Annotated in this window: 23 protein-coding genes; 15 read left to right on the forward strand and 8 right to left on the reverse strand. The window is 62.3% G+C overall.

Annotated elements, in window-relative coordinates; translation table 11 throughout:
- The first annotated feature begins 227 nt into the window (after window positions 1-227).
- The 10 genes from LB557_RS11535 to LB557_RS11580 all read left to right on the forward strand — a co-directional run bounded on the left by LB557_RS11535 (window position 228) and on the right by LB557_RS11580 (window position 8429).
- A complete protein-coding gene (locus LB557_RS11535) occupies window positions 228-410 on the forward strand; it encodes a Flp family type IVb pilin (RefSeq protein WP_224582599.1) in 183 nt (60 codons plus the stop codon).
- A 101-nt stretch (window positions 411-511) separates the two neighbouring features.
- Window positions 512-1603, forward strand: a complete 1092-nt coding sequence (cpaB, locus tag LB557_RS11540) for a Flp pilus assembly protein CpaB (protein WP_140665662.1) — start codon at window positions 512-514, stop codon at window positions 1601-1603.
- A 52-nt stretch (window positions 1604-1655) separates the two neighbouring features.
- The gene (locus LB557_RS11545; RefSeq protein WP_140665659.1) at window positions 1656-3095 is read left to right on the forward strand and encodes a type II and III secretion system protein family protein; all 1440 of its coding nucleotides are present in this window, start codon (window positions 1656-1658) and stop codon (window positions 3093-3095) included.
- A complete protein-coding gene (locus LB557_RS11550; RefSeq protein WP_140665656.1) occupies window positions 3082-3381 on the forward strand; it encodes a hypothetical protein in 300 nt (99 codons plus the stop codon). Before LB557_RS11545 ends, LB557_RS11550 begins: the two co-directional genes overlap by 14 nt.
- 77 nt (window positions 3382-3458) lie before the next feature.
- The gene (locus LB557_RS11555) at window positions 3459-4985 is read left to right on the forward strand and encodes a TadE/TadG family type IV pilus assembly protein (protein ID WP_140665654.1); all 1527 of its coding nucleotides are present in this window, start codon (window positions 3459-3461) and stop codon (window positions 4983-4985) included.
- A gap of 5 nt (window positions 4986-4990) precedes the next feature.
- Window positions 4991-5512 carry a TadE/TadG family type IV pilus assembly protein gene (locus tag LB557_RS11560; protein WP_224644005.1) on the forward strand — a complete coding sequence of 174 codons (522 nt, stop codon included), beginning with the start codon at window positions 4991-4993 and terminating at the stop codon, window positions 5510-5512.
- A 2-nt stretch (window positions 5513-5514) separates the two neighbouring features.
- Window positions 5515-6150: a TadE/TadG family type IV pilus assembly protein gene (locus LB557_RS11565; protein WP_140665734.1), complete on the forward strand. Its 636-nt coding sequence runs from the start codon at window positions 5515-5517 to the stop codon at window positions 6148-6150.
- Window positions 6147-7310 (forward strand): CpaE family protein, encoded by a 1164-nt coding sequence (locus LB557_RS11570; RefSeq protein WP_015319180.1) that lies wholly within the window; start codon window positions 6147-6149, stop codon window positions 7308-7310. Before LB557_RS11565 ends, LB557_RS11570 begins: the two co-directional genes overlap by 4 nt.
- The gene (locus LB557_RS11575; protein ID WP_224523944.1) at window positions 7297-7869 is read left to right on the forward strand and encodes a L,D-transpeptidase; all 573 of its coding nucleotides are present in this window, start codon (window positions 7297-7299) and stop codon (window positions 7867-7869) included. Before LB557_RS11570 ends, LB557_RS11575 begins: the two co-directional genes overlap by 14 nt.
- A complete protein-coding gene (locus LB557_RS11580; RefSeq protein ID WP_224523945.1) occupies window positions 7866-8429 on the forward strand; it encodes a hypothetical protein in 564 nt (187 codons plus the stop codon). The genes LB557_RS11575 and LB557_RS11580 overlap by 4 nt, the downstream gene beginning before the upstream one ends.
- 37 nt (window positions 8430-8466) lie before the next feature.
- On the opposite strand, the gene LB557_RS11585 is transcribed toward LB557_RS11580, so the two are convergent.
- From LB557_RS11585 to LB557_RS11600, 4 genes are all read right to left on the reverse strand, one after another.
- Entirely contained in the window at window positions 8467-9003 is a 537-nt protein-coding gene (locus LB557_RS11585; protein ID WP_140665641.1) for a hypothetical protein, read from the reverse strand.
- Window positions 9004-9088: 85 nt separating this feature from the next.
- A complete protein-coding gene (locus LB557_RS11590; RefSeq protein WP_224644006.1) occupies window positions 9089-9904 on the reverse strand; it encodes an alpha/beta hydrolase in 816 nt (271 codons plus the stop codon).
- A 9-nt stretch (window positions 9905-9913) separates the two neighbouring features.
- Window positions 9914-11401 carry an NAD-dependent succinate-semialdehyde dehydrogenase gene (locus LB557_RS11595; RefSeq protein ID WP_224644007.1) on the reverse strand — a complete coding sequence of 496 codons (1488 nt, stop codon included), beginning with the start codon at window positions 11399-11401 and terminating at the stop codon, window positions 9914-9916.
- A 17-nt stretch (window positions 11402-11418) separates the two neighbouring features.
- A complete protein-coding gene (locus LB557_RS11600) occupies window positions 11419-12645 on the reverse strand; it encodes an iron-containing alcohol dehydrogenase (protein WP_224582584.1) in 1227 nt (408 codons plus the stop codon).
- 155 nt (window positions 12646-12800) lie between these two features.
- On the opposite strand from LB557_RS11600, the gene LB557_RS11605 reads away from it, so the two are divergent.
- The 5 genes from LB557_RS11605 to LB557_RS11625 all read left to right on the forward strand — a co-directional run bounded on the left by LB557_RS11605 (window position 12801) and on the right by LB557_RS11625 (window position 17759).
- Window positions 12801-13502, forward strand: a complete 702-nt coding sequence (locus LB557_RS11605; protein WP_224644008.1) for a GntR family transcriptional regulator — start codon at window positions 12801-12803, stop codon at window positions 13500-13502.
- Window positions 13503-13513: 11 nt separating this feature from the next.
- Complete coding sequence (locus tag LB557_RS11610) at window positions 13514-15106, forward strand: sugar ABC transporter ATP-binding protein (RefSeq protein ID WP_224644009.1); 1593 nt, start codon at window positions 13514-13516, stop codon at window positions 15104-15106.
- The gene (locus LB557_RS11615) at window positions 15094-16092 is read left to right on the forward strand and encodes an ABC transporter permease (protein ID WP_140727205.1); all 999 of its coding nucleotides are present in this window, start codon (window positions 15094-15096) and stop codon (window positions 16090-16092) included. Before LB557_RS11610 ends, LB557_RS11615 begins: the two co-directional genes overlap by 13 nt.
- Before the next feature lie 55 nt (window positions 16093-16147).
- Window positions 16148-17098 carry a substrate-binding domain-containing protein gene (locus tag LB557_RS11620; protein WP_224644010.1) on the forward strand — a complete coding sequence of 317 codons (951 nt, stop codon included), beginning with the start codon at window positions 16148-16150 and terminating at the stop codon, window positions 17096-17098.
- Window positions 17099-17165: 67 nt separating this feature from the next.
- Window positions 17166-17759, forward strand: a complete 594-nt coding sequence (locus LB557_RS11625; RefSeq protein ID WP_015319191.1) for a DJ-1/PfpI family protein — start codon at window positions 17166-17168, stop codon at window positions 17757-17759.
- A gap of 112 nt (window positions 17760-17871) precedes the next feature.
- On the opposite strand, the gene LB557_RS11630 is transcribed toward LB557_RS11625, so the two are convergent.
- From LB557_RS11630 to LB557_RS11645, 4 genes are all read right to left on the reverse strand, one after another.
- Window positions 17872-19071, reverse strand: a complete 1200-nt coding sequence (locus LB557_RS11630) for a mandelate racemase/muconate lactonizing enzyme family protein (RefSeq protein WP_224644011.1) — start codon at window positions 19069-19071, stop codon at window positions 17872-17874.
- A gap of 9 nt (window positions 19072-19080) precedes the next feature.
- A complete protein-coding gene (locus tag LB557_RS11635; RefSeq protein ID WP_015319193.1) occupies window positions 19081-19407 on the reverse strand; it encodes an NIPSNAP family protein in 327 nt (108 codons plus the stop codon).
- Between the two features lie 102 nt (window positions 19408-19509).
- Window positions 19510-20868: a mandelate racemase/muconate lactonizing enzyme family protein gene (locus LB557_RS11640; RefSeq protein ID WP_140665613.1), complete on the reverse strand. Its 1359-nt coding sequence runs from the start codon at window positions 20866-20868 to the stop codon at window positions 19510-19512.
- A gap of 55 nt (window positions 20869-20923) precedes the next feature.
- Entirely contained in the window at window positions 20924-22090 is a 1167-nt protein-coding gene (locus tag LB557_RS11645; protein ID WP_015319195.1) for a mandelate racemase/muconate lactonizing enzyme family protein, read from the reverse strand.
- Window positions 22091-22101 lie beyond the last annotated feature (11 nt).

The following is a 22101-nucleotide window of genomic DNA, read 5'->3' on the forward strand; positions in this document are numbered from 1 at the left end:
CCCGAGCCGAAAGGTTTGGGCCAGTCGCTCTCACCAGAAGTCGATCGGCCTCCGGTGCAATCGCAGTCGGTTGACAGGCAGCATACGCTCAAATATCGGCATAGTAATCGCTCTCGATGTTTGTTTGGCGTGTTGGCCGTCGACTTGAGGATGACGGATGATGCTTGAGTATGAATTTCATCCTCAGCTCGTCTCGTCGGGTTCAACCTCCAAAGGGAGAAAATGGCGTGAGGAAGTTCATCACGATGACCCGGCAGTTCCGCGACGATGAGAACGGCGCTGCCATGGTCGAATATACAATCTTGCTCGGTATCATCACGGTAGCGGTCATCGGCACCGTGATTACGGTCGGCGCATGGGTTGGCACCCAGTGGACAACACTTAACACGGCACTTGCTGGCGCTGCTTAGTGATACTCTGGCAGGCTTGGGCGCAAATGCATGGCCTGCCTCTTTTTAACCACAGACAGGCGACCCCTTGGGGCACGTAGTCGAAAGGGTGGGTTGGGGTCATGCGTGCAAATACTGTCATCATGATTGTCCTTGCCGGCGTGTTCGGCGTGCTTGCAGTGGTGCTCGCCAACATCTGGCTGGCCAATCAGCGCAGCGCGATCGCGCAGACGAATAATGTCCAGCGCGATACGGTGGTGGTGGCCGCGGTGGCGCTGAAGTTCGGCGACACGCTGTCCGCCGACAAATTGCGCGAAGTCGCATGGCCAGCGGGAGCGGTTCCGGTAGGCGCATTCAAGACGACGGAAGAGCTCCTGACCAAAGACGTTCCCACTGGCGGAGGCCCCAAGCAGGCGTTGCAGGCGATCGGTGTCAACGAACCCGTCCTTGCAAGCAAAATTACCGGCCCAGGCCAGCGCGCCACGCTTTCGGCTGTGCTCGGCGAGGGCATGAAAGCCGTGTCGATAAGGGTCAACGACGTGCTTGGCGTCGCCGGCTTCGTCTTCCCTGGCGACAGGGTCGATGTGTTGTTGACGCGAACGGTGCGCAGCGAAGAGGGCGCGGACCAGAGTTTTGTCGATGTGCTGCTGCAGGGCATGAAGGTGCTCGCGGTCGACCAGGTGGCCGACGAAAGCAAGGATAGCCCGACGGTCGTCAAATCGGTAACGCTGGAAGCCAGCACGAAAGATGCACAAAAACTCACTCTAGCAGCCGGCGCCGGTCAGTTGTCTCTGGCCCTTCGCCAGGCGGCCGCCAGCAAGGGCGAGGCAACCGAGCGGGTAACGCTTTCCGACCTGACCGGTGAAATGCCGGCTGACGTTGCCAAAAAGCAGGCTGAACTGGCCAGGCAAGCTGCAGCCGACGCTGCCGCCGCGGCCGAACGTCAGCGCGCGGAGGATGAGCGCAAACGCGCGGACGCCAAGATCACAGGGTTGGCCGAGGCCGTGGACCGAGTGGGAAGCCAACTCGATCAGTTGAGCAAGGTGAAGCCGGCTCCCGTCGTGGTATCGGCCCCAGCACCGGCGGCGCGCGAGGTCGTGAAGGAAGTGGTTAAATATGTAGCGGCGGAGCCGCCACCACCACCGGTGCGCGCCACGGTCGGCGTGTATCGGGGTGTGGTGCTCGAATCATATGACGTGCCGAGACAGCAATAACAATCGGCTCGACCAGGTGGGGACTGCCCGATGCGGGCAACGAGGTGAGGGAATGGTTGGAATGTTGGAGAGATTGGCGGGCGCCCTACTGGTCATATTGGGCGTGCTCGCGGCATCCGCAACGCAGGCGGCGGACCGCTTTATCGACGTGTCCAATCCGAGTGTCCACCGTGTTTTCCTGCCGGCATCGCAATCGGTGACAATCCAGGTGAATGCCACCCTCGGCGATATCGTCGTCGGCGACCAAAAGATCGCCGATGCCCAGCCGATGACCGACCGCACGCTCTATGTCATCGGCAAGAGCGCAGGCACCACCACGGTCAATCTGTTCTCCACCGACAAACGTTCGCTCGGCGTCATCCAGATCGAGGTCGGCGTCGACGTCAGCGACATGGCGCAAGCGATCCGTCAGGTGGCGCCAAGGTCGCGCATCGAAGTCGGATCGGTCAACGGTCGAGTCAGGCTTGGCGGTCATGTCAAGGACGGCGCGACGCTGGCGGCCATCCTGGAAGTTGCAAAGCAATATGGTCCCGACGATATCATCAATTCCGTGTCGGTTGATGACAGCCAGCAGGTCAATCTTGAAGTACGCGTGCTGGAAGCCAAGCGCAACGCGGGCCGGGATCTTGGCGTCTCGATCAGGAGCTCCAACGGCGACGGCACAACTCTAGTTGGAACCGGGATTACCGCCGTCGACAAAGATAAGGTGGTGCTCGGCACCGGAGGTTTTCTCAGCGACCTGTTGTCCACCTCCACGCCCTTCGGAGCACTGCTCACTCGCGTTGTCGACAGCAACATCAAAGTCGATTTGTACATCGAGGCGCTTGAAGCCAAGGGCGCGGTGCGCATGCTCGCCAACCCCAATCTCACCACGCTTTCCGGCGAGCAAGCCAGCTTCAACGCCGGTGGCGAAGTCCCTATTCGCACGCTCGACAAAAATGACGAAATTAGCATCGTGTACAAGCAGTTCGGCGTCAATCTGGTGTTCACGCCGGTCGTACTCGACGAGGGCAAGATCCACATGAACCTGGCGCCGGAGGTCAGCGACCTGACCGGCTTCACTACCGCCGGCGACCCGATCTTCACCAACCGCAAACTGTCGACCGTCGTCGAGTTGCGCGACGGCCAGAGTTTCGCGGTCGGCGGACTTCTGTCCACCAAGAACACCAAGCTGCAGAATCAGGTGCCATGGCTTGGCCAGGTGCCGGTGATCGGAACGCTGTTTCGCAATTCGAGCAACCAGAAGGAAGAGACCGAGCTGGTGGTCATCGTCACGCCGCACATCGTGCGGCCGGTGAAGCCGGGTGAGCAGCTCGAGACGCCGTTTGACAAGACACGGCCCGCCAACGATCCGGAATTCTTCGTGCTCGGCCAGCTCGAAGTGAACAAGGACATGATCCGGAAATATGAAACGGGCGACGGCGTCACCGGCCCCTATGGCCACATGCTCAACTTTAAATCGAAGGACAAGATGCTCTATGTCAAGAAATAGCGCTTTGGTCCTCACTCTGTGCACCGGCCTGCTGACGGGCTGCGCTGCGGACTATCTGAATCACTATGATTCGGTGACGCTGGCCGCCGGCGACACGCAGAAATACAACTCGATGCTGCAGACGGTCGATCCGCTCAATCCAGCCTCGCGGAATACGCATATCGAAGGCGACGGCACGCGCGCTGCAGCTCTCGCCAACAACTACAAATATCCGCCGCCGCCGCCGCCGCCGCCGGCCATCACAGTCAATGTCGGCGGGTCGGGTGTGACGACTACGACGCAGTGAACTGAATGGAAGGATGCGGTTTCAGTGCGCCAGGCTGTACGAGGAAACCTGGCGTCAGGGGAGCAAAGAGTAAGGCCATGTTGCGGACCATTCGCGCCTTCTGGCACGATCAGAGGGGAATAGCGCTGATCCTCGTCAGCGTTACGCTGCCGGCGATCATCGGATTTTCGCTGCTGGCAATCGATATGAGCCGGGTCAACAATCTGCACAACGATCTGCAGAAGGCAGCGGACGCATTTGCGTTGGCTGGCGCCGCCGAGCTTGATGGCTTGCCCGGTTCATGGGCCAGAGCCGAACGCGCCATGGCGAAACTGGTCGCCAACGATGCTACTTTCTCTACCGTTGGCGCTACCGGCCGGTTCACCTTGAAGTCCGGGGAGCCGGGCGGCACCGCACAATGCAACAGCGCCGCCAACATTTCGTGGTGTTTCCTCAAAACCTTGCCCGCGTCTGACGGAGCGCCGGTCACCAGCGCGAACTATGCCAATGCAACGCAATCCATCGGCGAAGATGAAACCGCATTCATCGAAGTGAGGGTGGCTCCGACCGGCTTCGCGGCAATATTCCCGGCGTCGTTTCTGACGAGCAATTCGGCCAGCAACAGCTTCAACGTTGCTGCCCGTGCGACGGCAGGGTTCACGTCGGGCGTCTGCGATTACACGCCCGTTTTCATGTGCAACCCGTATGAGGACACAACCATCACCGGCGGCGTCACGCTTGAGCAGGCGGCACAAACCAGGCAATATCGTCGCCGCCAAATCATGCTGCGCGGAGACGGATCCTATTTTCCCGGCAACTTCGCTTTCCTGGCTTCGCCATTTGGCAACGGCGCCAATCAGCTCGAAAAGATGCTCGCCGATTCCAAGCCGCAGAATTGTTATTCGCGCGACGGCGTCGATACGGAGCCGGGACAGAACGCTGGCCCTGTCGAGAACGGTATCAACTCGCGTTTCGGCATCGATTCGTCAAGCTACTCGGATGGTCCTGCGACCAATGTGCGCAAGGGTGCCACAAACTGGGACCAGTACGTCAAGAGCAACAAGGTCACCTATGAAACGGACCCGACAAAGGGGGTCGGCCTTGAACGTGACTCGTGCCAGATCGCCGGCAACTGCACCTTGATGGGCGGTCGCATGGGCGCCGGAGATTGGAATTTCGCGCGTTACTGGGCCGCCAATCATCCCACACGTGCTGTGCCTGCTGCTCTGTCGGGAACCGGTGCCAACCTGCCGACGCGGTATGAGGTCTATCGTTATGAGAACGATCCCGACGGCAACCCTCTCACCGATGACAGTATTGCCGGCGATGCCGCGGTTGGAGGTGAAAGAGGCACACCGCCCGCAGAAGCCCGCACCCCTATCTCTACGCCCGACCGCCGGCTGCTTTACGGCGCAATCCTGGACTGCAATGCGTTGCAGGCTTCGGGCACGAATTTCAGCGGCCGCCAGACGGGTATTCCGGTGAGGAGATTCGGCAGCTTCTTCATCACCGAGCCGATCAAGGACGGTAAGAATATTTACGTTGAGTTGGTCGACATCACCGGAAAAGGCGGCAATGGCACGCTCGACAACTACCTGCGCGATGAAGCGCAGCTCTACCGGTGACCACCATGTTCGCGATGCTGTCTCGATATCTCGATCGATTTAGGCAAGACCAACGTGGCGCGGTGCTTGTTGAGATGACACTGATCACGCCACTGATGCTGATCTTGTCGGCCGGGGTGTTCGAGTTCGGCAATCTGATCCATGACAAGTTGCTAATGGAGGCCGGCCTTACCGACGCCGCCCGCTATGCCGCGCGTTGCAACAGTCAATTGTATACCGACTCCGGGCTGGCAGCCATCAACTGTGCGACGATTGCCGCGAATATAGCGGTGTTCGGCAACCCGACAGGGACGGCGCCCGCACGTGTCGCCGGCTGGCAGACTTCGAATGTCACCGTGACCACGAACTATGGGTGCCAGGACACCGTGGTGGCCGGCGTTACCCAATATCGCTCCACCACGGCACAAGTCTGCACCGTGCGCGCGTCCGGCACCTACCCATACACCGGTGTCGGGATGCTGGCATTCATCGGTGTCGGTCCGATAACGCTGCAAGGCTCCCATGACGAGCGGTTGATCCGGTTTTGACCATGATCCAGAGTTTCACAAAGTCAGAAGACGGCGCGGCGATGGTGGAAATGACCATTGTATCGACGCTGCTGTTCTCACTTGTCCTGGGCTTCGTCGATTTCGGCTACGCGTTCTACCAATGGAACGCAGCAACCAAGGCCGTTCAGGTCGGCGCCCGGCTGGCTTCGATATCGGATGCGGTGGCAACCAACCTCGCGACCGCGGGCCCGATCTCGTCTCCCGGCGCCCCGATTATCGCCGACGCCTATGGACCTTTCGTCTGCACCTACACCGCCGGCACGGGCGCCTGCAGCAATAGCGGCGGCTTCAGCGCCGCCAATTTCAGCCGCATCTTTCGTGGCGACACCGCAAACACCAATGACGACGCCTGCCCCGATCTGGCTGCAAACCAGCGGGCTGGAATGTGCCACTTCTTCCCGGGCCTGCTGCGCAGCAACGTCGTCATCACCTACACGGCCAGCGGCCTTGGATATCAGACCCGGCTTGGAGGGCCGGTGCCGACAATCGCCGTCAGCCTGCAAAACAGGACTTTCCAGTTCTTCTTCCTCCAAGGACTGATGGGTTTCGCCAACATCAACATGCCCTCCATGCTGAGCACGGTTACGGGCGAAGACATCAAGAGCACCTGGCCATGAATGCCATCAGCACTAAGGTTACCCCCACCAAGCGAAAGCAGGTTGCGCTGTTTTCCTCGGATCCGAATTTCAAGCGCGATGTGGCGACGCGGCTCGATGCGCTGGCGATCTATGATGTGCGGGTTGCCGAGACGGGCGACTTCCTCAAGGGGCCGCCGGCGGACACGCGCCCGGGCATCGTCATCCTCGATCTCGGCAATGGCGAATTGCTTGGCAATCCAGGCATCGTCGAGGCGCGCGCGCTGTGGGCTGGTGTGCCGCTGATCGCGGTTTCCGACGAGCTGACGTCGGAGCAGACACGCGTCCTGGTGCGCATGAATGCCTCGGACTGGCTGCACAAGCCGCTCGACGGCAAGGAACTGCTCAACGCCGTGACCTTCCACGACAGCGGCAACCAGGGCGCCAAAAGCCGCATCATCACCTTCATCAGCGCCAGCGGCGGCGCCGGCGCCACGACGCTGGCGCTGTCGGCGGCCGAGTTCCTGGCTTCGAAATCGACCGAGCGCGCGGCCTCCACCTGCCTGGTCGACCTCGACTTCCAGAGCGCCAATTGCGGCGCCTATCTCAACCTGTTCAACCAGTTCGACCTTGCCGGCATCATCGGCCAGCCGGAACGGCTCGATGTCGAATTGATGGATGTCATCAAGCTGTCGCGGCCTTCCGGCCTGACCCTCTATGCCTTCGAGCGGCCGCAGCTGCCGTTCGAGCCGCAGGGCGCCGATTTCGTCTTCCGGCTGCTCGATCTCGTCGCCTACCGTTTCGACGACATTGTCATCGACCTGCCGAACATCGAAACGCCCTGGCACAATTCCGTGCTGTCGACGAGCGACGAGATCTTCATCGTCTTCGAGCTCAATGTCGCTTCGCTGCGGCAAGGCAAACGGCTCTACAAGAAGATCCGCGAGCTGCGCGGCAATGCCGTCTCAATCACGCTGGTGGCCAACAAGCACAAGCGCAAATGGTTCGGCAACCACTTCTCGCGCAGCGAGCTGGAGAAGATCTTCAAGGCGCCGCACATCAAGTCGGTCGGCCTCGACAACGCCCTGCTGGCCGACGCGCTGAACCGCGCCATGCTGCCGTCCGAAGTGGATGGCCGGGCGCGCTTCAACAAGGACCTGAAGAAGATGTTCCGCGAGCGGCTCGACGATGCGGCCCGCTAGCGGCCATCGCTTGCGGCTGACAGCCGCCTGCCTGCTTGGCCTGGCGCTGGCGCCCGCGGCCGGACAGACCGCGTTGGCGGACAGCCGCCCGCCTCTGCCAGCCATGGGTCCCAGCCTGCGCAAGACGGTGGCGTTTTCCACCGCCGAGAAGACTGGGACCATCATCATCCGCAAGCAGGAAAAAGCACTCTATCTGGTGACCGGCAAGGGCGAGGCCCTGCGCTACCGGATCAGTGTCGGACGCGATGGATTTGGCTGGACGGGTACGGTCCAGGTGGGAGCCAAGACCGAGTGGCCGGCGTGGCGGCCGCCCAGGGAAATGCGCGCCCGCCAGCCGGAATTGCCTGACATGGTGCCCTCGGGGCCGTACAATCCACTCGGCGCAAGGGCGCTCTATCTGCTTCGCGATGGCCGCGACACGCTCTATCGCATCCATGGCACCAATGACCCTTCGGGCGTGGGTTTCGACGGCACGTCGGGCTGTTTTCGCCTGACCAATACCGATGTCATCGATCTTTTCAGGCGCGTGCCTGTCGGCACCAAGGTGGTGGTCCAATGACGACGATCAGCGATCCCGACGACCTTGTGATAGCGGTCGAACCGCTGTTGCTCGACAGGGAGAAGAGCCGGTCCAGGCTCGCTATTGCCGTCTCTGTCGGCCTGGCGCTGTTTGCCCTGCTGAACGCCACCGCGGCCGTCTATCTCTACCGCGGCATCAACGATCTGCGCGCGATCGAGGCGCGACTGGAGGACCTCGGCCAGTTCGAGCAGCGCATGAGCGCTCGGCTCGACACCGTCAACAATGGATTTCAAAGCCGGTTCGAGGCGCTGGACGACCGGCTGCGGGCGAGCTTCGGCGAGGTCAACGCCAACATCGCCCGGCAGCCACCGGAGATGTCGGGAAATCACGGTGGCGAGGAGCCGCGCGTGGTCGAACTCCCCTCGCCCGCCGAAGACATGGCGGCGGTCGCCAGCGCCGCCGACGCGGAGCCTGCCATCGGGGATATGCCGCGGGTAACGCGAAGGCGGTCGGCTCCGGCAGCGCCTCCCGCGCCGAGCTCCAACTACCAGCGGAGCGTATCGCCGGAAGGCAAGGTCACCTATCACAAGATAAACTAGGTCGGGACCTGCGCGCGGCCCGTAGCGCTGCGCTGGTCTAAAAATCCCGCTGCAGTGCCATGATCCGGACGCGCCGCGATTCAACGCGCATGCCGAGTTCACGGATATAGGCAAGGTGGCAATAGGCGCAGGCGGTGACCCCGATGACCGCCAGCAGGCAGTTCAGCCAGGTGAAGTCCATCATCAGCGAGAACCGAAAGCCACTCGGCGCCGTGAACGCGGCAATGGTGCTGGCGGTCTGCGAACGGCCACCGATGAAAATCATCGACGCCGCGAGGACCAAGATGCCGTGGTTGGCAAGAAAGAATGCGGCCGACCTTCTGGCCCGGCTTGCCATCCAGCAGACCACCAGGGCCGCGCCCAGCAGAGCGAAATCCAGGACCATCGACCCTCCCAGATAGACATCTACCTGCTGCCAGACCATGCCCGACGAGGGATGCAAGGCGAGCCAGATCTTCCACATATCGGGGCTTGCGGGGTAAGTTCCGAGCAGGAGCGTGGCCATTCGCTCCGCCGCGAGGATCAGCAGGACACAGGCAGGAAAGGCGAAAAGCAATAGTGGTTGGCGCTTCATGGTGCCTCGCAATCTGGCAGGCAGATTACGCGCCATGAGTTGCGCAAGGCTTAACGGGGGAAGGTTTCGGCTGAGACAGGATCGATCAAGCGGCTCGGATCATGTCGTACAGCCAAGTGCCCGCTTTTGTATGCCTGACACCCAAATCCCGGACGCTGTCCATGTGATTGCGCCCCTCGACGATGCCGATCGAAGCCGTCAGGCGCTGCTCCGTCAGGCGATCGGCAAACAATCTGGCCTGCAGGTGAAACGGTTCGGTTTCCCGCTCGCCGACCAGCAGCGTGACCTTTGTCCGCGACGAGTGGGATTTGCCCATCGGCGAATACGCCCCGACTTCCGTGTCGGTCAGGCCTATCAAGGGCTCAAGGAAGGATTGCTGGAGCGGCTTCAAATCGTAGAGCCCGCCGAGCAGGAGTGCCGCCGAGGGCGGATGTGCCGATCCCTCGTCGAACAAAAAGGTCGCCAGATGCGCCCCGGCGGAATGGCCGCTGACGCTTAGGCGACCGGCATCGCCGCCATGGCTGGCGATATTATCCAGCACCCATTGCCTCGCGCGCCGGACCTGGTCGACGATTGCCGCCATCCTGACGGCGGGCATCAGCGCATAGTCGATCACGACCGCGATTGCCCCGGCGCTCGTCACCGTTTCGGCGATGTAGGAATAGTCGCTCTTGGCGAACATGCGCCAATAGCCGCCATGGATGAAGATATGCACCGGGAGGTCCCTGCGCGGTCCGTCCGGAAAGAACAGGTCGAGGCGTTCGGCCTCGTGCGGACCATAGGCGATGTCCGCCAGCATTGGCAGCGAAGCCCGCGTCGCGGCGCTGCGGGCGACGATGTCGGCCACGATGTCATCGAAATCGGCAACGTGGTCGCGGGTGCGAAAAGGGTCTTTCGGCATGGTGTCCGCTCAGAAGGTTACAGCGATGTACTTGGCCTCCATGAACTCGGCGATGCCGTGATGCTGGCCCCCTTCCCGCCCGAGGCCGCTCTGCTTGACTCCGCCGAAGGGCGCGGCGGGATCCGACATCAGGCCGCGGTTGAGGCCGATCATGCCGGCCTCGATCTCGGCGGCCACCCGCATGCCGCGCGCCACATCGCGGGTGTAGAGATAGGCGGCGAGGCCGTATTCGGTGTTGTTGGCGTGGAGAATGGCCTGCGCCTCGCTCTCGAAGCGGGTGATGGGCGCTACCGGGCCGAAGATCTCCTCATGCGCCATATCGGCGTCCGGCGAGACTTCGGACAGGACCGTCGGCGGATAGAAAAAGCCATCCCCTTCAGGCACCGAGCCGCCGCACAGCACCTTGGCACCACGGTTGACCGCGTCCTTGACCAGCCGGTCAATCTTGTCGACCGCCTTCTTGGTGATCATGGGTCCACATTCGGTGTCCGCCTTGGTGCCGGCGCCGATCTTGAGCGCAGCCATGCGCCGCGCAAGACCGTCGGCGAACGCATCGTGGATACCCGACTGGACGTAGATGCGGTTGGCAGCCGTACAGGCTTCGCCGGCATTGCGCATTTTGGCGATCATGGCGCCGTCGAGGGCCGCATCGAGATCGGCATCGTCGAAGACGATGAAGGGTGCATTGCCGCCAAGCTCCATGGAACAGGAAATCACATGTTTGGCGGCCTCGGCGAGCAACGCCCGGCCGATCCCGGTCGAACCGGTGAAGGAGAGCTTCCTGACGCGCGGATCGGCCAGCATGGCCGACGTCAGGGGGCCGGGTGTCGACGACGTCAGCACGTTCACGACACCGTCCGGTACGCCGGCTTCGCTGTAGAGCGCGGCCAGCGCATAGGCGGTCAGCGGCGTCTCGCTGGCCGGTTTCAGAATGACCGTGCAGCCTGCCGCGAGTGCCGGTGCAATCTTGCGCGTCGCCATCGCAGCGGGGAAATTCCACGGCGTAATGAGGACGCAGATGCCGATCGGCTGGTAATCGACGACGATGCGGTTGGCGCCGGACGGGGCGGTGCCGAACTCGCCGGTGATACGAACAGCCTCCTCGGCGTTCCAGCGGAAGAATTCAGCTGCATAGGCGACCTCGCCGCGCGCGTCGCGCAGGGCCTTGCCGTTCTCCAGCGAGATCAGCATGGCAAGCGTCTCCGACCGCTCGACCATCAGCTCGAAACAGCGCCTGAGAATCTCCGAGCGCTTGCGCGGCGCTGTCTCGCGCCACCCCTTGGCGGCCTTGGCCGCTGCCTCGACCGCGGCGGCGGCATCCTCCAGGGTCGCATCGGGGACTGCCGCGATCACCGCGCCGGAGGATGGATCGGTGACCTCGATGAGCCCGCCGTCGGACGACGGCAGCCATTGTCCGCCAATATAGAGCCGGTGCGGAAAGCCCCGAACGTCGTATGGATCCTGATCGAGGGGGAAGGCATTGTAGGGAAGGTTCATCGTCTTGTTCCTGACGTTCACATGGCGCAGGCGGTGAGATCGCCGTCATAGGCCGCCTGGACAAGGCGGCGCATGGCGGCAAGGTCGAATGGGCGCGGGTTGTTCTTGATCAGGCGATCGATGCCGAGCGCCTGCTCGGCGGTCCAGTCGAGCTTGTCGGCCGGGAGCCCCAAACCGGCCAGCGTCGGGGTGATGCCGATCGCCGCAAACAAGCGCCTGATCTCCTCGATGGTCGCGTCCGCCATTTCGTCGATACCACGACCGTTCGGCTCGAGGCCAAGAGCAATCCCTATCTCGGCGATCTCAGCCGCGGCCACGCGGCTGTTGTAGCTCATGACGTAAGGCATCATTGTCGCCACTCCCAGCCCATGCGGCGTATGTGTGAGCGCGCCGGCCGGGTATTGCACCGCGTGCGCTGCCGCCGTGCCGGCGGTGCCGAACGCGCAACCCGCAGCCAGCGCTCCCATCATCACGTCGGAGCGCGCCTCGGCGTCGCCGCCGTCAATGCACGCCTTCTCCAGGCTGCGGCCGAGAAGTTTGACGGCCAGCAGCGCGAAATGGTCGGTCAGTGGCGTCTTGCCGATGAACACGTGGCGCTGCGGCAGGCTGAAGTCCCCGTCCCGGCGCATGGCCGTAAAGGCCTCGATCGCATGCGTGAGCGCGTCGGCACCGGCAACCGCGGTCAGGCCCGGCGGACAAGTCATTGTCAGTTCGGGGTCGCAGACGGCAACGGCAGCAATGAGATAGGGGCTCGATATGCCGACTTTGAGCGTCCGGTCCGGATCCGATATCACTGCAACGGGCGTCACCTCCGATCCTGTGCCAGCCGTGGTCGGCACGGCGATCAGCGGCAGCATCGGCCCCGGGACCTTGAACTCGCCGTAGTAGTCCCGCAGCTCGCCGCCATGGCTGATCAGCAAGGCGGCACATTTGGCGAAATCGAGACAGCTGCCGCCGCCGATGCCGATCACCATATCTGGCCGGAAGCCCCTCGCTTCCTCGACGCAGACCGCCACCGAATCGCGCGGCACGTCCGGAAGGACACCGTCGTGAACCAGCACGTCGATCGACGCCGACCGCAGGGATTCCATCATTTCGGCGAACACGCCGGTGCCGGCGAAACGTTCGTCGGTGCAGACCAGGGCGCGGCGGCCATGGCGGCCGGCCACGGTCGGCAACGCATGACGCTGTCCCTTCCCAAACAGAATTTCGCGTGGGAGCCGGAGGGCTGTGAGAAGGCTCATGACAGGCTGCATCCTTGGGGAGTTTCGGAGAAACGCATTGCAGAAATCCGCACCGAAAAATCCTCAACTGAGCGGCGCCGACAAAATCGTATAGGATATAGTATTGCATCGGTCAAACCCTCGTGTTAGCAGTCTGCCCAGTCGAGAGGCGAAAAATGCAACCTGTCAGTTTGAGCAATAATGGTGAAACGCCCACGGGAGCGGGCCGCATTCAGCGGGCCGGCAGCCTGGCCGAGGACGTCTACGAGGCCATCTTCGCCCAGCTGATGTCGCTGAAGATCGCGCCCGGTTCGCGCATCACCGTCGACAATCTGGTCAAGGAATTCGACGTTTCCCATACGCCGATCCGCGAGGCGCTGGGGCGTCTCGAAGGCGAAGGACTGGTTCTGAAGACGCACCTGATCGGATATCGCGCCGCGCCGCAGATCACGCGGCGCCGTTTCGACGAATTGTACGAAATGCGTCTCCTGCTCGAACCGCACGGCGCGGCGAAAGCCGCTGCCACGATGGACGAGGCCAAACTCGGCACGCTGCTGGAGGCCGCAGGCGTGATGTCGCGCCGCGAGGGCAAGGACGAGCGCCTGCGCTATTCGAACTTCGCCAGGCAGGACGCGATCTTCCACGACAAGATCATGGAATACGCTGAAAACGAGCTCATCCGCGAGACGCTGGGTTATCAACACACCCACTTCCACATTTTCCGCCTGATGTACCATTCCCGCGTGACCGAGGAGGCGCTGGACGAGCATGAGGCGATCCTCGCCGCGTTCGGCTCTGCCGATCCGGATGCCGCCGCGAAAGCAATGCGCGCCCACATCGAGCACTCGCGCGATCGCCTGCTGCCGGCCTTCGATTGAGGCCTGAACGAATGTCCGTTACCGCCAATATTGCCGGAGAGGGAGGAAGTGCGCTGCCCGGCGGCAATGCGCCTGGGGCCGTGGAGCCGGTGCTGCGCGCTCAGGGTCTCTCGAAGCAATATGGGCCGGTGACCGTGCTCTCCGACGTCACGCTCGACATACTGCCGGGCGAAATCCACGCCATCATCGGCGAGAACGGTGCCGGAAAATCCACTTTGATGCGGCTGCTGTCCGGCTATGCCGAGCCAACCCGCGGCACCTTGTCCATGGCCGGTCGGCCGGTGACGTTCGCCAAGCCCGACCAGGCCCAGAAAGCCGGTATCGCCCTCGTCCACCAGGAGATCCTGCTCGCCGAAGCGCTTACGGTGACGGACAATCTATTTCTCGGCCGCGAGCTTTCGCGCCGCCATGTGATGGACGACCGCACCATGCGGCGCCTGGCAGCCGAAAAGCTGGCACGGATCGGCTGCGCGGTCTCGCCGACCGCGCTGGTGCGCGACATCTCGCTGGCCGACCGCCAGTTGGTCCAGATCGCCCGCGCGCTGCTCGACGACTACAAGGTCGTGATCTTCGACGAACCGACCGCCGTGCTGACCGGCGAGGAAACGGATCGGCTCCTCGAAATCGTCCGGCAGCTAAAGGCCCACGGCACGGCCGTCCTCTATATCAGCCATCGGCTGGATGAGGTGCAGCAGCTTGCCGACAAGGTGACCGTGCTGCGCGACGGCAGGATGATCGGCACCTATCCGGGCACGGCCCTGACGCAGATGGACATGGCACGCCTGATGGTCGGCCGCGAGCTTGCAACGCTCTACCCGCAGAAGAGTGCACCGTCCGATGAGCCGATGCTGAGCGTGAAAAGCGCCACCGTCCCGGGCTACGCCGAAGACGTCTCTTTCACCGTTCACAGGGGCGAAATTCTTGGCTTTGCCGGCATGATCGGCGCGGGCCGCACGGAATTGTTCGAAGGGCTGGTGGGCCTGCGTCCGGCCCACGCCGTGATCGAACTCGAGGGACGGCCCGTCCGGATCCGCTCGCAACGCGAAGCGATCGACGCAGGCATCGGTTACCTGACCGAGGACCGAAAGAGCAAGGGCCTGCTCCTCGAGGAACGGCTGGCGCCCAACCTCACGCTTTCCGCACTTGAACGGTTCCATCCCGCACTGGCTCTCAGCAGACGCCGCGAGTCGGCCGCGCTGACAGAGGCCGTCCGGAGCTACGATATCCGGCTCAAGAGCCCTAGCGTGAAGGCGGGACAGCTTTCCGGCGGCAATCAGCAGAAGCTGCTGCTCGCCAAGGTGCTGCTCACCAACCCCTCTGTGGTCGTCATCGATGAACCGACCCGTGGCATCGACATCGCCAACAAGGCTCAGATCTACGCCTTCATCCACGCCATCGTCGGCAGCGGCAAAGCCTGCATCGTCATCTCGTCGGAAATGCAGGAGCTGATCGGCATCTGCGACCGCATCCTCGTCATGCGGGAAGGCCGCCTGACGGGCGAGGTCCAAGGCGCCGAGATGACCGAAAGCAATGTGGCGCTGCTGGCGACAAGCGGCCCGAAACCGAGGCCGAAGGCCAAGGGAGGAACAGAATGGCTGTCATGACCGGATCCCCATCCACACATCGCGTCGGTGATTTGAACATCACCTGGACCGACGTGGGTCCCTTCCTGGCATTGGCCTCCCTGCTGGTGGTCGGCTTCCTCATCAATCCAGACTTCCTCTCCGCGACCAACCTTGCCAACGTCATCACCCGCAGCGCCTTCATCGCCATCATCGCTGTCGGCGCGACGTTCGTTATCTCGTCGGGAGGGCTCGATCTTTCCGTCGGCTCGATGGCCGCCTTCGTCACCGGCATCACCATCATGTTCATGAACGCGGTGGCGCCGCACGCCGGCCTGTGGGCGATACCGGCTGGAATGCTCGTGGCGACCCTGGTCGGTCTTATGTGTGGCCTCGCCAACGGCCTGATCGTCACCATAGGCCGGATCGAACCGTTCATTGCGACGCTCGGCACAATGGGCATTTTCCGCGCGTTGATCACCTATCTGACCGACGGCGGCACGATACCGATAGACCGGTCGCTGCGCGAAGCGTATCGGCCGGTCTATTTCGGCACCGTCGGCGGTGTCCCGATCCCGATCCTGATATCCGTCGCCGTCGCCGCGGTCGCATCGTTCGTCCTCTACAAGATGAAGTATGGGCGCAAATGTGCGGCGGTCGGCGCAAACGAGGACGTCGCGCGCTATTCCGGCATCTCCGTCATCAAGACGCGCACCATCGCTTACATCGTCCAAGGCGTCTGCGTGGCCATCGCCGCGATCTGCTACGTACCGCGACTGGGTGCCGCAACGCCGACCACCGGGCAGCTCTGGGAACTGCAGGTGATCACCGCGGTGGTGATCGGCGGCACGGCGCTGCGTGGCGGCAAAGGTCATGTCTGGGGGACCGTCGCCGGCGCCGTCATTCTGGAGCTGATCGCCAATCTCATGGTGCTGTCGGACTTCGTCTCCGAGTACCTGGTCGCCGCGGTTCAGGGCGTCATCATCATCATCGCGATGCTCATTCAGAGGTTCTCGAATTCGAAATAGCCCCGTGTCCGGACCACACGGGTGCGTCTTTGCAGGTCCAATCTGGGAGAAGAAAATGTTCAGTAAAAAATGGATGGCTGCGGCCGCGCTCGGCTCGCTGCTGCTGACGGGCCATGCCATGGCCGAGGACAAGAAAGTCATCGCCGTTTCGATACCGGCCGCCGACCACGGCTGGACCGCCGGCGTCGTCTATCACGCGCAGACGGCGGCCAAGGAAATCAACGCGGCTTTCCCCGGTGTCGAGGTCATCGTAAAGACGTCGCCGTCAGCGGCCGATCAGGTGTCGGCGATCGAGGACCTCTCCGCCTCACGCAAGATCAGTGCGCTGGTGATCCTGCCTTACTCCTCGGAAGAATTGACCGAACCGGTCAAGGCCATCAAGGAGAAGGGCACCTTCATCACCGTCGTCGACCGCGGCCTGACCGACCCGACCATCCAGGGCCTCTACGTCGCCGGCGACAACATCGCCGTCGGGCGCAACACCGCGAAATACATGATCGACAAGCTTGGCGGCAGGGGCGACCTGGTTGTCCTGCGCGGCATCCCAACGGTGATCGACGATGAGCGCATCAAGGGCTTCCAGGACGCCATCGCCGGGACCGGCCTCAAGGTTCTCGACATTCAGTACGCTCATTGGAACAGCGACGAAGCCTTCAAGCTGATGCAGGATTACCTCGCCAAATATCCGCATATCGACGCGGTGTGGGCGAACGACGACGACATGCTGCTGGGGGTGCTCGAGGCGGTCAAGCAGTCGGGCCGCACCGACATCAAGCTGGCGCTTGGCGGCAACGGCATGAAGGACATCGTCAAGAAGGTCATCGACGGCGACAGCATGACCCCCGTAGAGACTCCCTACCCGCCGTCCATGATCAAGACGGCCATCTACATGACCATGGCCAATTTGGTTGGCCAGGCCCCGGTTCGCGGCGCCGTCAAGCTGGACGCGCCGCTGATCACCAAGGGCAACGCCAAGGAATACTTCTTCCCCGACTCTCCGTTCTGAAGAACGCAATCAATGCGGGGCGCAGCATGACTCGCCCCGCCCCTTTCACACGACAGAGGACATGATCATGTCAGGCAAGAAAATATTGATGCTCACCGGCGAGTTCACCGAGGAATACGAGATCTTCGTCTACCAGCAAGCAATGGAAGCCGTCGGTCACACGGTCCACGTGGTCTGCCCGGACAAGAAGGCAGGAGACCTCATCAAGACCTCCCTGCACGACTTCGAGGGCGACCAGACCTACACCGAAAAGCTCGGCCATTTTCAGGTGATCAACAAAACGTTTGCCGAAGCGGAAAAGCAGCTCGATCAATACCATGCCGTATATTGCGCCGGCGGCCGCGGCCCGGAATACATCCGCACCGACAAACGGGTGCAAGCCATGGTGCGCCACTTCCACGATACCCAGAAGCCGATCTTCACGATCTGCCATGGGGTCCAGATTCTGATTGCCGTGGACGGTGTCGTGCGCGGCAAGAAGGTCGGCGCGCTCGCCGCTTGCGAACCGGAAGTGACGCTGGCCGGCGGCACCTACATCGACCTCTCGCCGACGGAGGCGTATGTCGACGGAACCATGGTGTCGGCCAAGGGATGGACAGCCCTCGCTGCCTTCATCCGCGAATGCCTGAAGGTGCTCGGGACCGAGATCCGCCACAATTGAACAAGGTCGGCGCGCGTCAACAATGCGCCGGCTTCTGTTTGTGATGGGATGTGCATCCACGTGTCTTTGAAGTAGGCCCTCGGTCGATGAGATCGAGGGCCACCGTCGCCGGTCAATCGAAGAATCCGGCATCCTCCGCCAGCAAATACTTCCTGGCGCCTTCGGCGTCGATATCGAGGCCTAGCCCTGGTGCTTCCAGCAGATCCACCATGCTGTCCTTCACGATCTGCTTGGGCAGGCCAATGACGATGTCGTTCCACCAGGGGTCCGAGGCACTGGGGTATTCGAACGCCACGTAATTGGCGGGCAAGGTGGCGCAGACGTTGATCAGCGCGCCCAGGCCCAGCAGGCCATTCGCCGTGCCATGCGGCGCCATCAGGATCGAGTGCATATAGGCGTGCTCGGCGACCCATTTGAGCTCGGCAATGCCGCCGATGTCGGCAGGATCGGGGCCGATGACGCGCACCGCCTGCGTCTCGATCAGCTCCTTGAAATTGTGCCTGAGGTAGATCTGCTCGCCGGTATGGATCGGCGTCGAGGTGGAGGTGGTCAGTTCCCGGTAGGCCTGCGGATTGACCCACGGCACATAGTCGCCGGTCAGCATGTCCTCCAGCCACATCAAATTGTACCTCTCGACCGCGCGGGCGAACTTGATCGCATCGGGCAGCATCCAGCCCGGGCCGCAATCGAGTGCCAGGCTGACCTTATCGCCCAGCACTTCCTTCATCGCGATCACGCAGTCGAGCATGTGGTTGAAACCGCGTTCGCTGATCACGCCCTGATCCATGGCACCGTGATAGCCGGCCTTCGTCTGCGTCACGCCGTAATGGAAGTCCTCGATGCTGTCCTTCATGTTGGAATGGAACGAGATGCCTTGCTTAACCATGAAGAAGTTCTGCGGCTGCTCCATCATCCATTTGACGTCTGCGGCATAGTCCTCCGGCCGGTCGCCTGTGCGCTTCTGGCGGATCGAGCCGTTATAGACGCGTACCTTGTCGCGCACCTTGCCGCCGAGCAGCTTATAGGCCGGCACGCCCGCGGCCTTGCCGGCAATGTCCCAAAGCGCATGTTCGATAGCGCTGACCGCCGCGCCGTAGGGCTTGAAAGAACCGCGTTGGCGGATCTTCAACATGACCCGCTCGACATCGGTCGGATCCTCGCCGATCAGCGCCTCGCGGAAATGCAGCACAAAGGGCTTGAGGTAGGTCTTGGTGAACTCGACTTCTCCCAGTCCATAGAGGCCCTCGTCGGTCACGACGCGAACGATGGGGTGCTTGCCGATAACGGCACAGCGAAGGTCGGTGATCTTCATCGCGCAGTCCTATCTCACGGACGAGAAAGCTGTCGGCGTGAGCAGCTGGCTGCTGATATTGGCAACGATCTGCCCGTCGCGCTCGGACTCGTCCCGGGCCCTGTGCCATGCCGGATCGGTGACGAAAGCCGTCCATTTCGCCTCACGCTCGGCCAGTGATTCCCAGGCTAGGAAATAGGTGAGGCGATTGCTGTTTTCGCCGATCACCGTGGTGAAAAACCCGGCCTGGCGGATGCCATGCCTCTCCCAGATGGCCAGCGTCTGCTCGGAAAAGCGCTTGAGCAACGCCGGCAGCCTGCCCGGCAGGCAGTCATAGATGCGCAGTTCATAGATCATGGTTTCGTCCGTTTCTTTCTTCGCCTCTCCCTTGGGAGAGGTCGACACGAATGGTCAGTCGTCGGCCCTGTGAGCCAAGGAGAGTGAGGGCAGGAGTCTGGGCTAACTCCAGGTCCGGTCCCAGCTATATTCATTGTCCCAATGCTCGGTGGATTGCCATATCCCGGCGACACCGGGCTGCAGGTGCTGGCTTATCACCTCGTCGACCACATCGTCTATGCCCAGCCCCGGCTTGTCGGGCACGGTGATGAAGCCGTCCTTGACGAGCGGCTTGGGAAGGCCTGTGACGATATCGTCCCACCAGTCGACATCGGCGGAGTGGTATTCGAGCGCCATGAAATTTTCGGTAGCGGTCGCGACATGCGCGGCGGCCATCGCGGCGATCGGGCTTTCGGCCATATGGATGGCCATGGCGACACCGTGATCCTGCGCCATGTCGCCGATCTTCTTGGTCTCGAGAATACCCCCACTGGTGAGCAGGTCCGGGTGGATGACGGAGAGGCCGCCGCTCTTGAGCAGCGGCTCGAAGCCTTCCTTGAGGTAGATGTCTTCGCCGGTGCACATCGGCACCGTGGTGGCCCCCTGCAATTGCCGGTACTGCTCGGTGTGTTGCCAGGGGATCACATCCTCCAGCCAGGCCGGGGCGTATTTCTCGATGCGACGCGACAGGCGAATGCCGTCCTGCAGCGAGATGTGGCCGACATGGTCGATGGCGAGCGGGATCTCGTATCCGATCACCTCGCGAACCTCGTGGATGTACTGCTCGAGCAGGTCGATCCCCTTCTCGGTGAAATGCAGGCCGGTGAACGGGTGCTGCACGTTCTGCGCGTCGTAGGCGAGATTGCGGGCCTTGCGCTCCTCAAGCGTGCCGCCACGGCCGCGCGGATTGGCATGAAACCCTTCGAGCGCGCCGGCGGGCGCGGATACGGCGCCCGGGACATGGGCGATCTGCATCAAGCCCAGGTCCATCTTGAGGAAGGTGAAACCACGGTCCATGCGCTGCTTGAGGCGCTTTCCGGTTTCGGTGCCGCTCGGTTTCTCGGCATCGGTATCGCAATAGACGCGCACCTGATCGCGGAACTTGCCGCCGAGCATCTGGTAGATGGGAACGCCATAGGCCTTGCCGGCGAGATCCCAGAGCGCGATCTCGACCGCCGAGACGCCGCCGCCCTGCCGACCGTGCCCGCCGAATTGCTTGATGCGGCGAAACAGGCGATCGATGTCGCAGGGGTTCTCGCCAAGCAGCCGGCTCTTCAGCATCAGCGCGTAGGTGGCGCTGGCGCCGTCGCGCACCTCGCCAAGCCCGACGATGCCTTGGTTGGTATAGATCTTGAGCAGCGCCGAGGTGAACGGCGCACCGACGATCTCGGCCACCCGCATGTCGGTGATGCGAAGCTCGGACGGCTTCGAGTCGGTGTTGACCCGGTTGAGGGCCTCGTCGGCTCCATCGGTCCTTGGCATGACTTATCCTCGTTCTGATTTGCGGGTTGTCGCCCGCATGCTGCCGATTGCGTTGCTAGCCCAGTTCGATCTCATGGGCTTGCAGGTAATCGCGGTTCATCTCGATGCCGAGACCCGGCCTCAACGAGAGCTTGAGGCTACCGTTCGAAACATCGAGCGGCTTGTCGATAAGATGATCGTACTTGCCCAAATTCCACTCCGACGTTTCGAGCTTGTAGAAGTTCGGAACGGTCATCATCACCTGCGCTCCCGCAACCACGTTGATCGGTCCCGCGGCGTCATGCGGCGAGACTGGGATGTAGTAGGCTTCGCACAGGGCGGAAATCTTCTTGAGTTCGGTAATTCCGCCGGTCCAGGTGACGTCAGGCATGATGTAGTCGGCGAGCTTGTTCTCAAGAACCGGCACGAAATCCCACTTTGTGTGGCCACGCTCGCCCCAAGAGATAGCGGCACTGACCTTCTCGCGAACCTGCTTGAGGGCGTTAAGGCTCTCGGGCGGGCATGGCTCCTCGAACCAGTCGATCTGGCCGGCTTCCTCGAGGCTGCGACAGAGGCGAATGGCGGTCGGAACATCGAAGCGGCCGTGCGCATCGATGAGGATGTCGATGTCGGGGCCTGCCGTTTCTCGGATCAGAGCCGTGAGTTCGGCAGCCTCGCGCTCGTCCTTGCGGGTCATGCCGCCGTCGAGATAGCCGTCCCGCTGTTCGCGCGACACACCGTCGGCATCGCGACCCTGGTGGGGGAAGGGGTCGAACTTTAGAGCAGTATGTCCGGACTCGACGATGTCCAGGATTTCGCGCACCACAGCGTCCTTGCTGGTGAATTTGGCCTGGTTGGGATGGGTGTAGAGCGCGATCTCATCGCGGACCGGCCCGCCCAACAGCTCGTAGATCGGCTTGCCGAGGACTTTGCCCCTGATGTCCCAGAGGGCTATGTCGATCGCGCTCACGCATTCGACCGCGGCGCCACGGCTACCCATATAGGTGAAGCCGCGGAAGATCTTGTGCCAGAGGCATTCGATACGCGCCGGATCTTCGCCTGTCACGGCGGCTCCGATCTGTCGAAGGATCGTGCAGAGGGCGCGGTTGGCGAGCTTCGTGGTGGTGGTGATCTCTCCCCAGCCGCTCACTCCCTCGTCTGTCGTTACCTCGACGAACAGGAATTCCCCCCAATAGGAAGCACCAGACTTGATCAGCCACGGCCGAACGCTCGTGATTTTCATTTCAACTGCCT

The organism is Mesorhizobium sp. BR115XR7A (assembly GCF_020165315.1).
Classification (GTDB): Bacteria; Pseudomonadota; Alphaproteobacteria; order Rhizobiales; family Rhizobiaceae; genus Mesorhizobium; species Mesorhizobium australicum.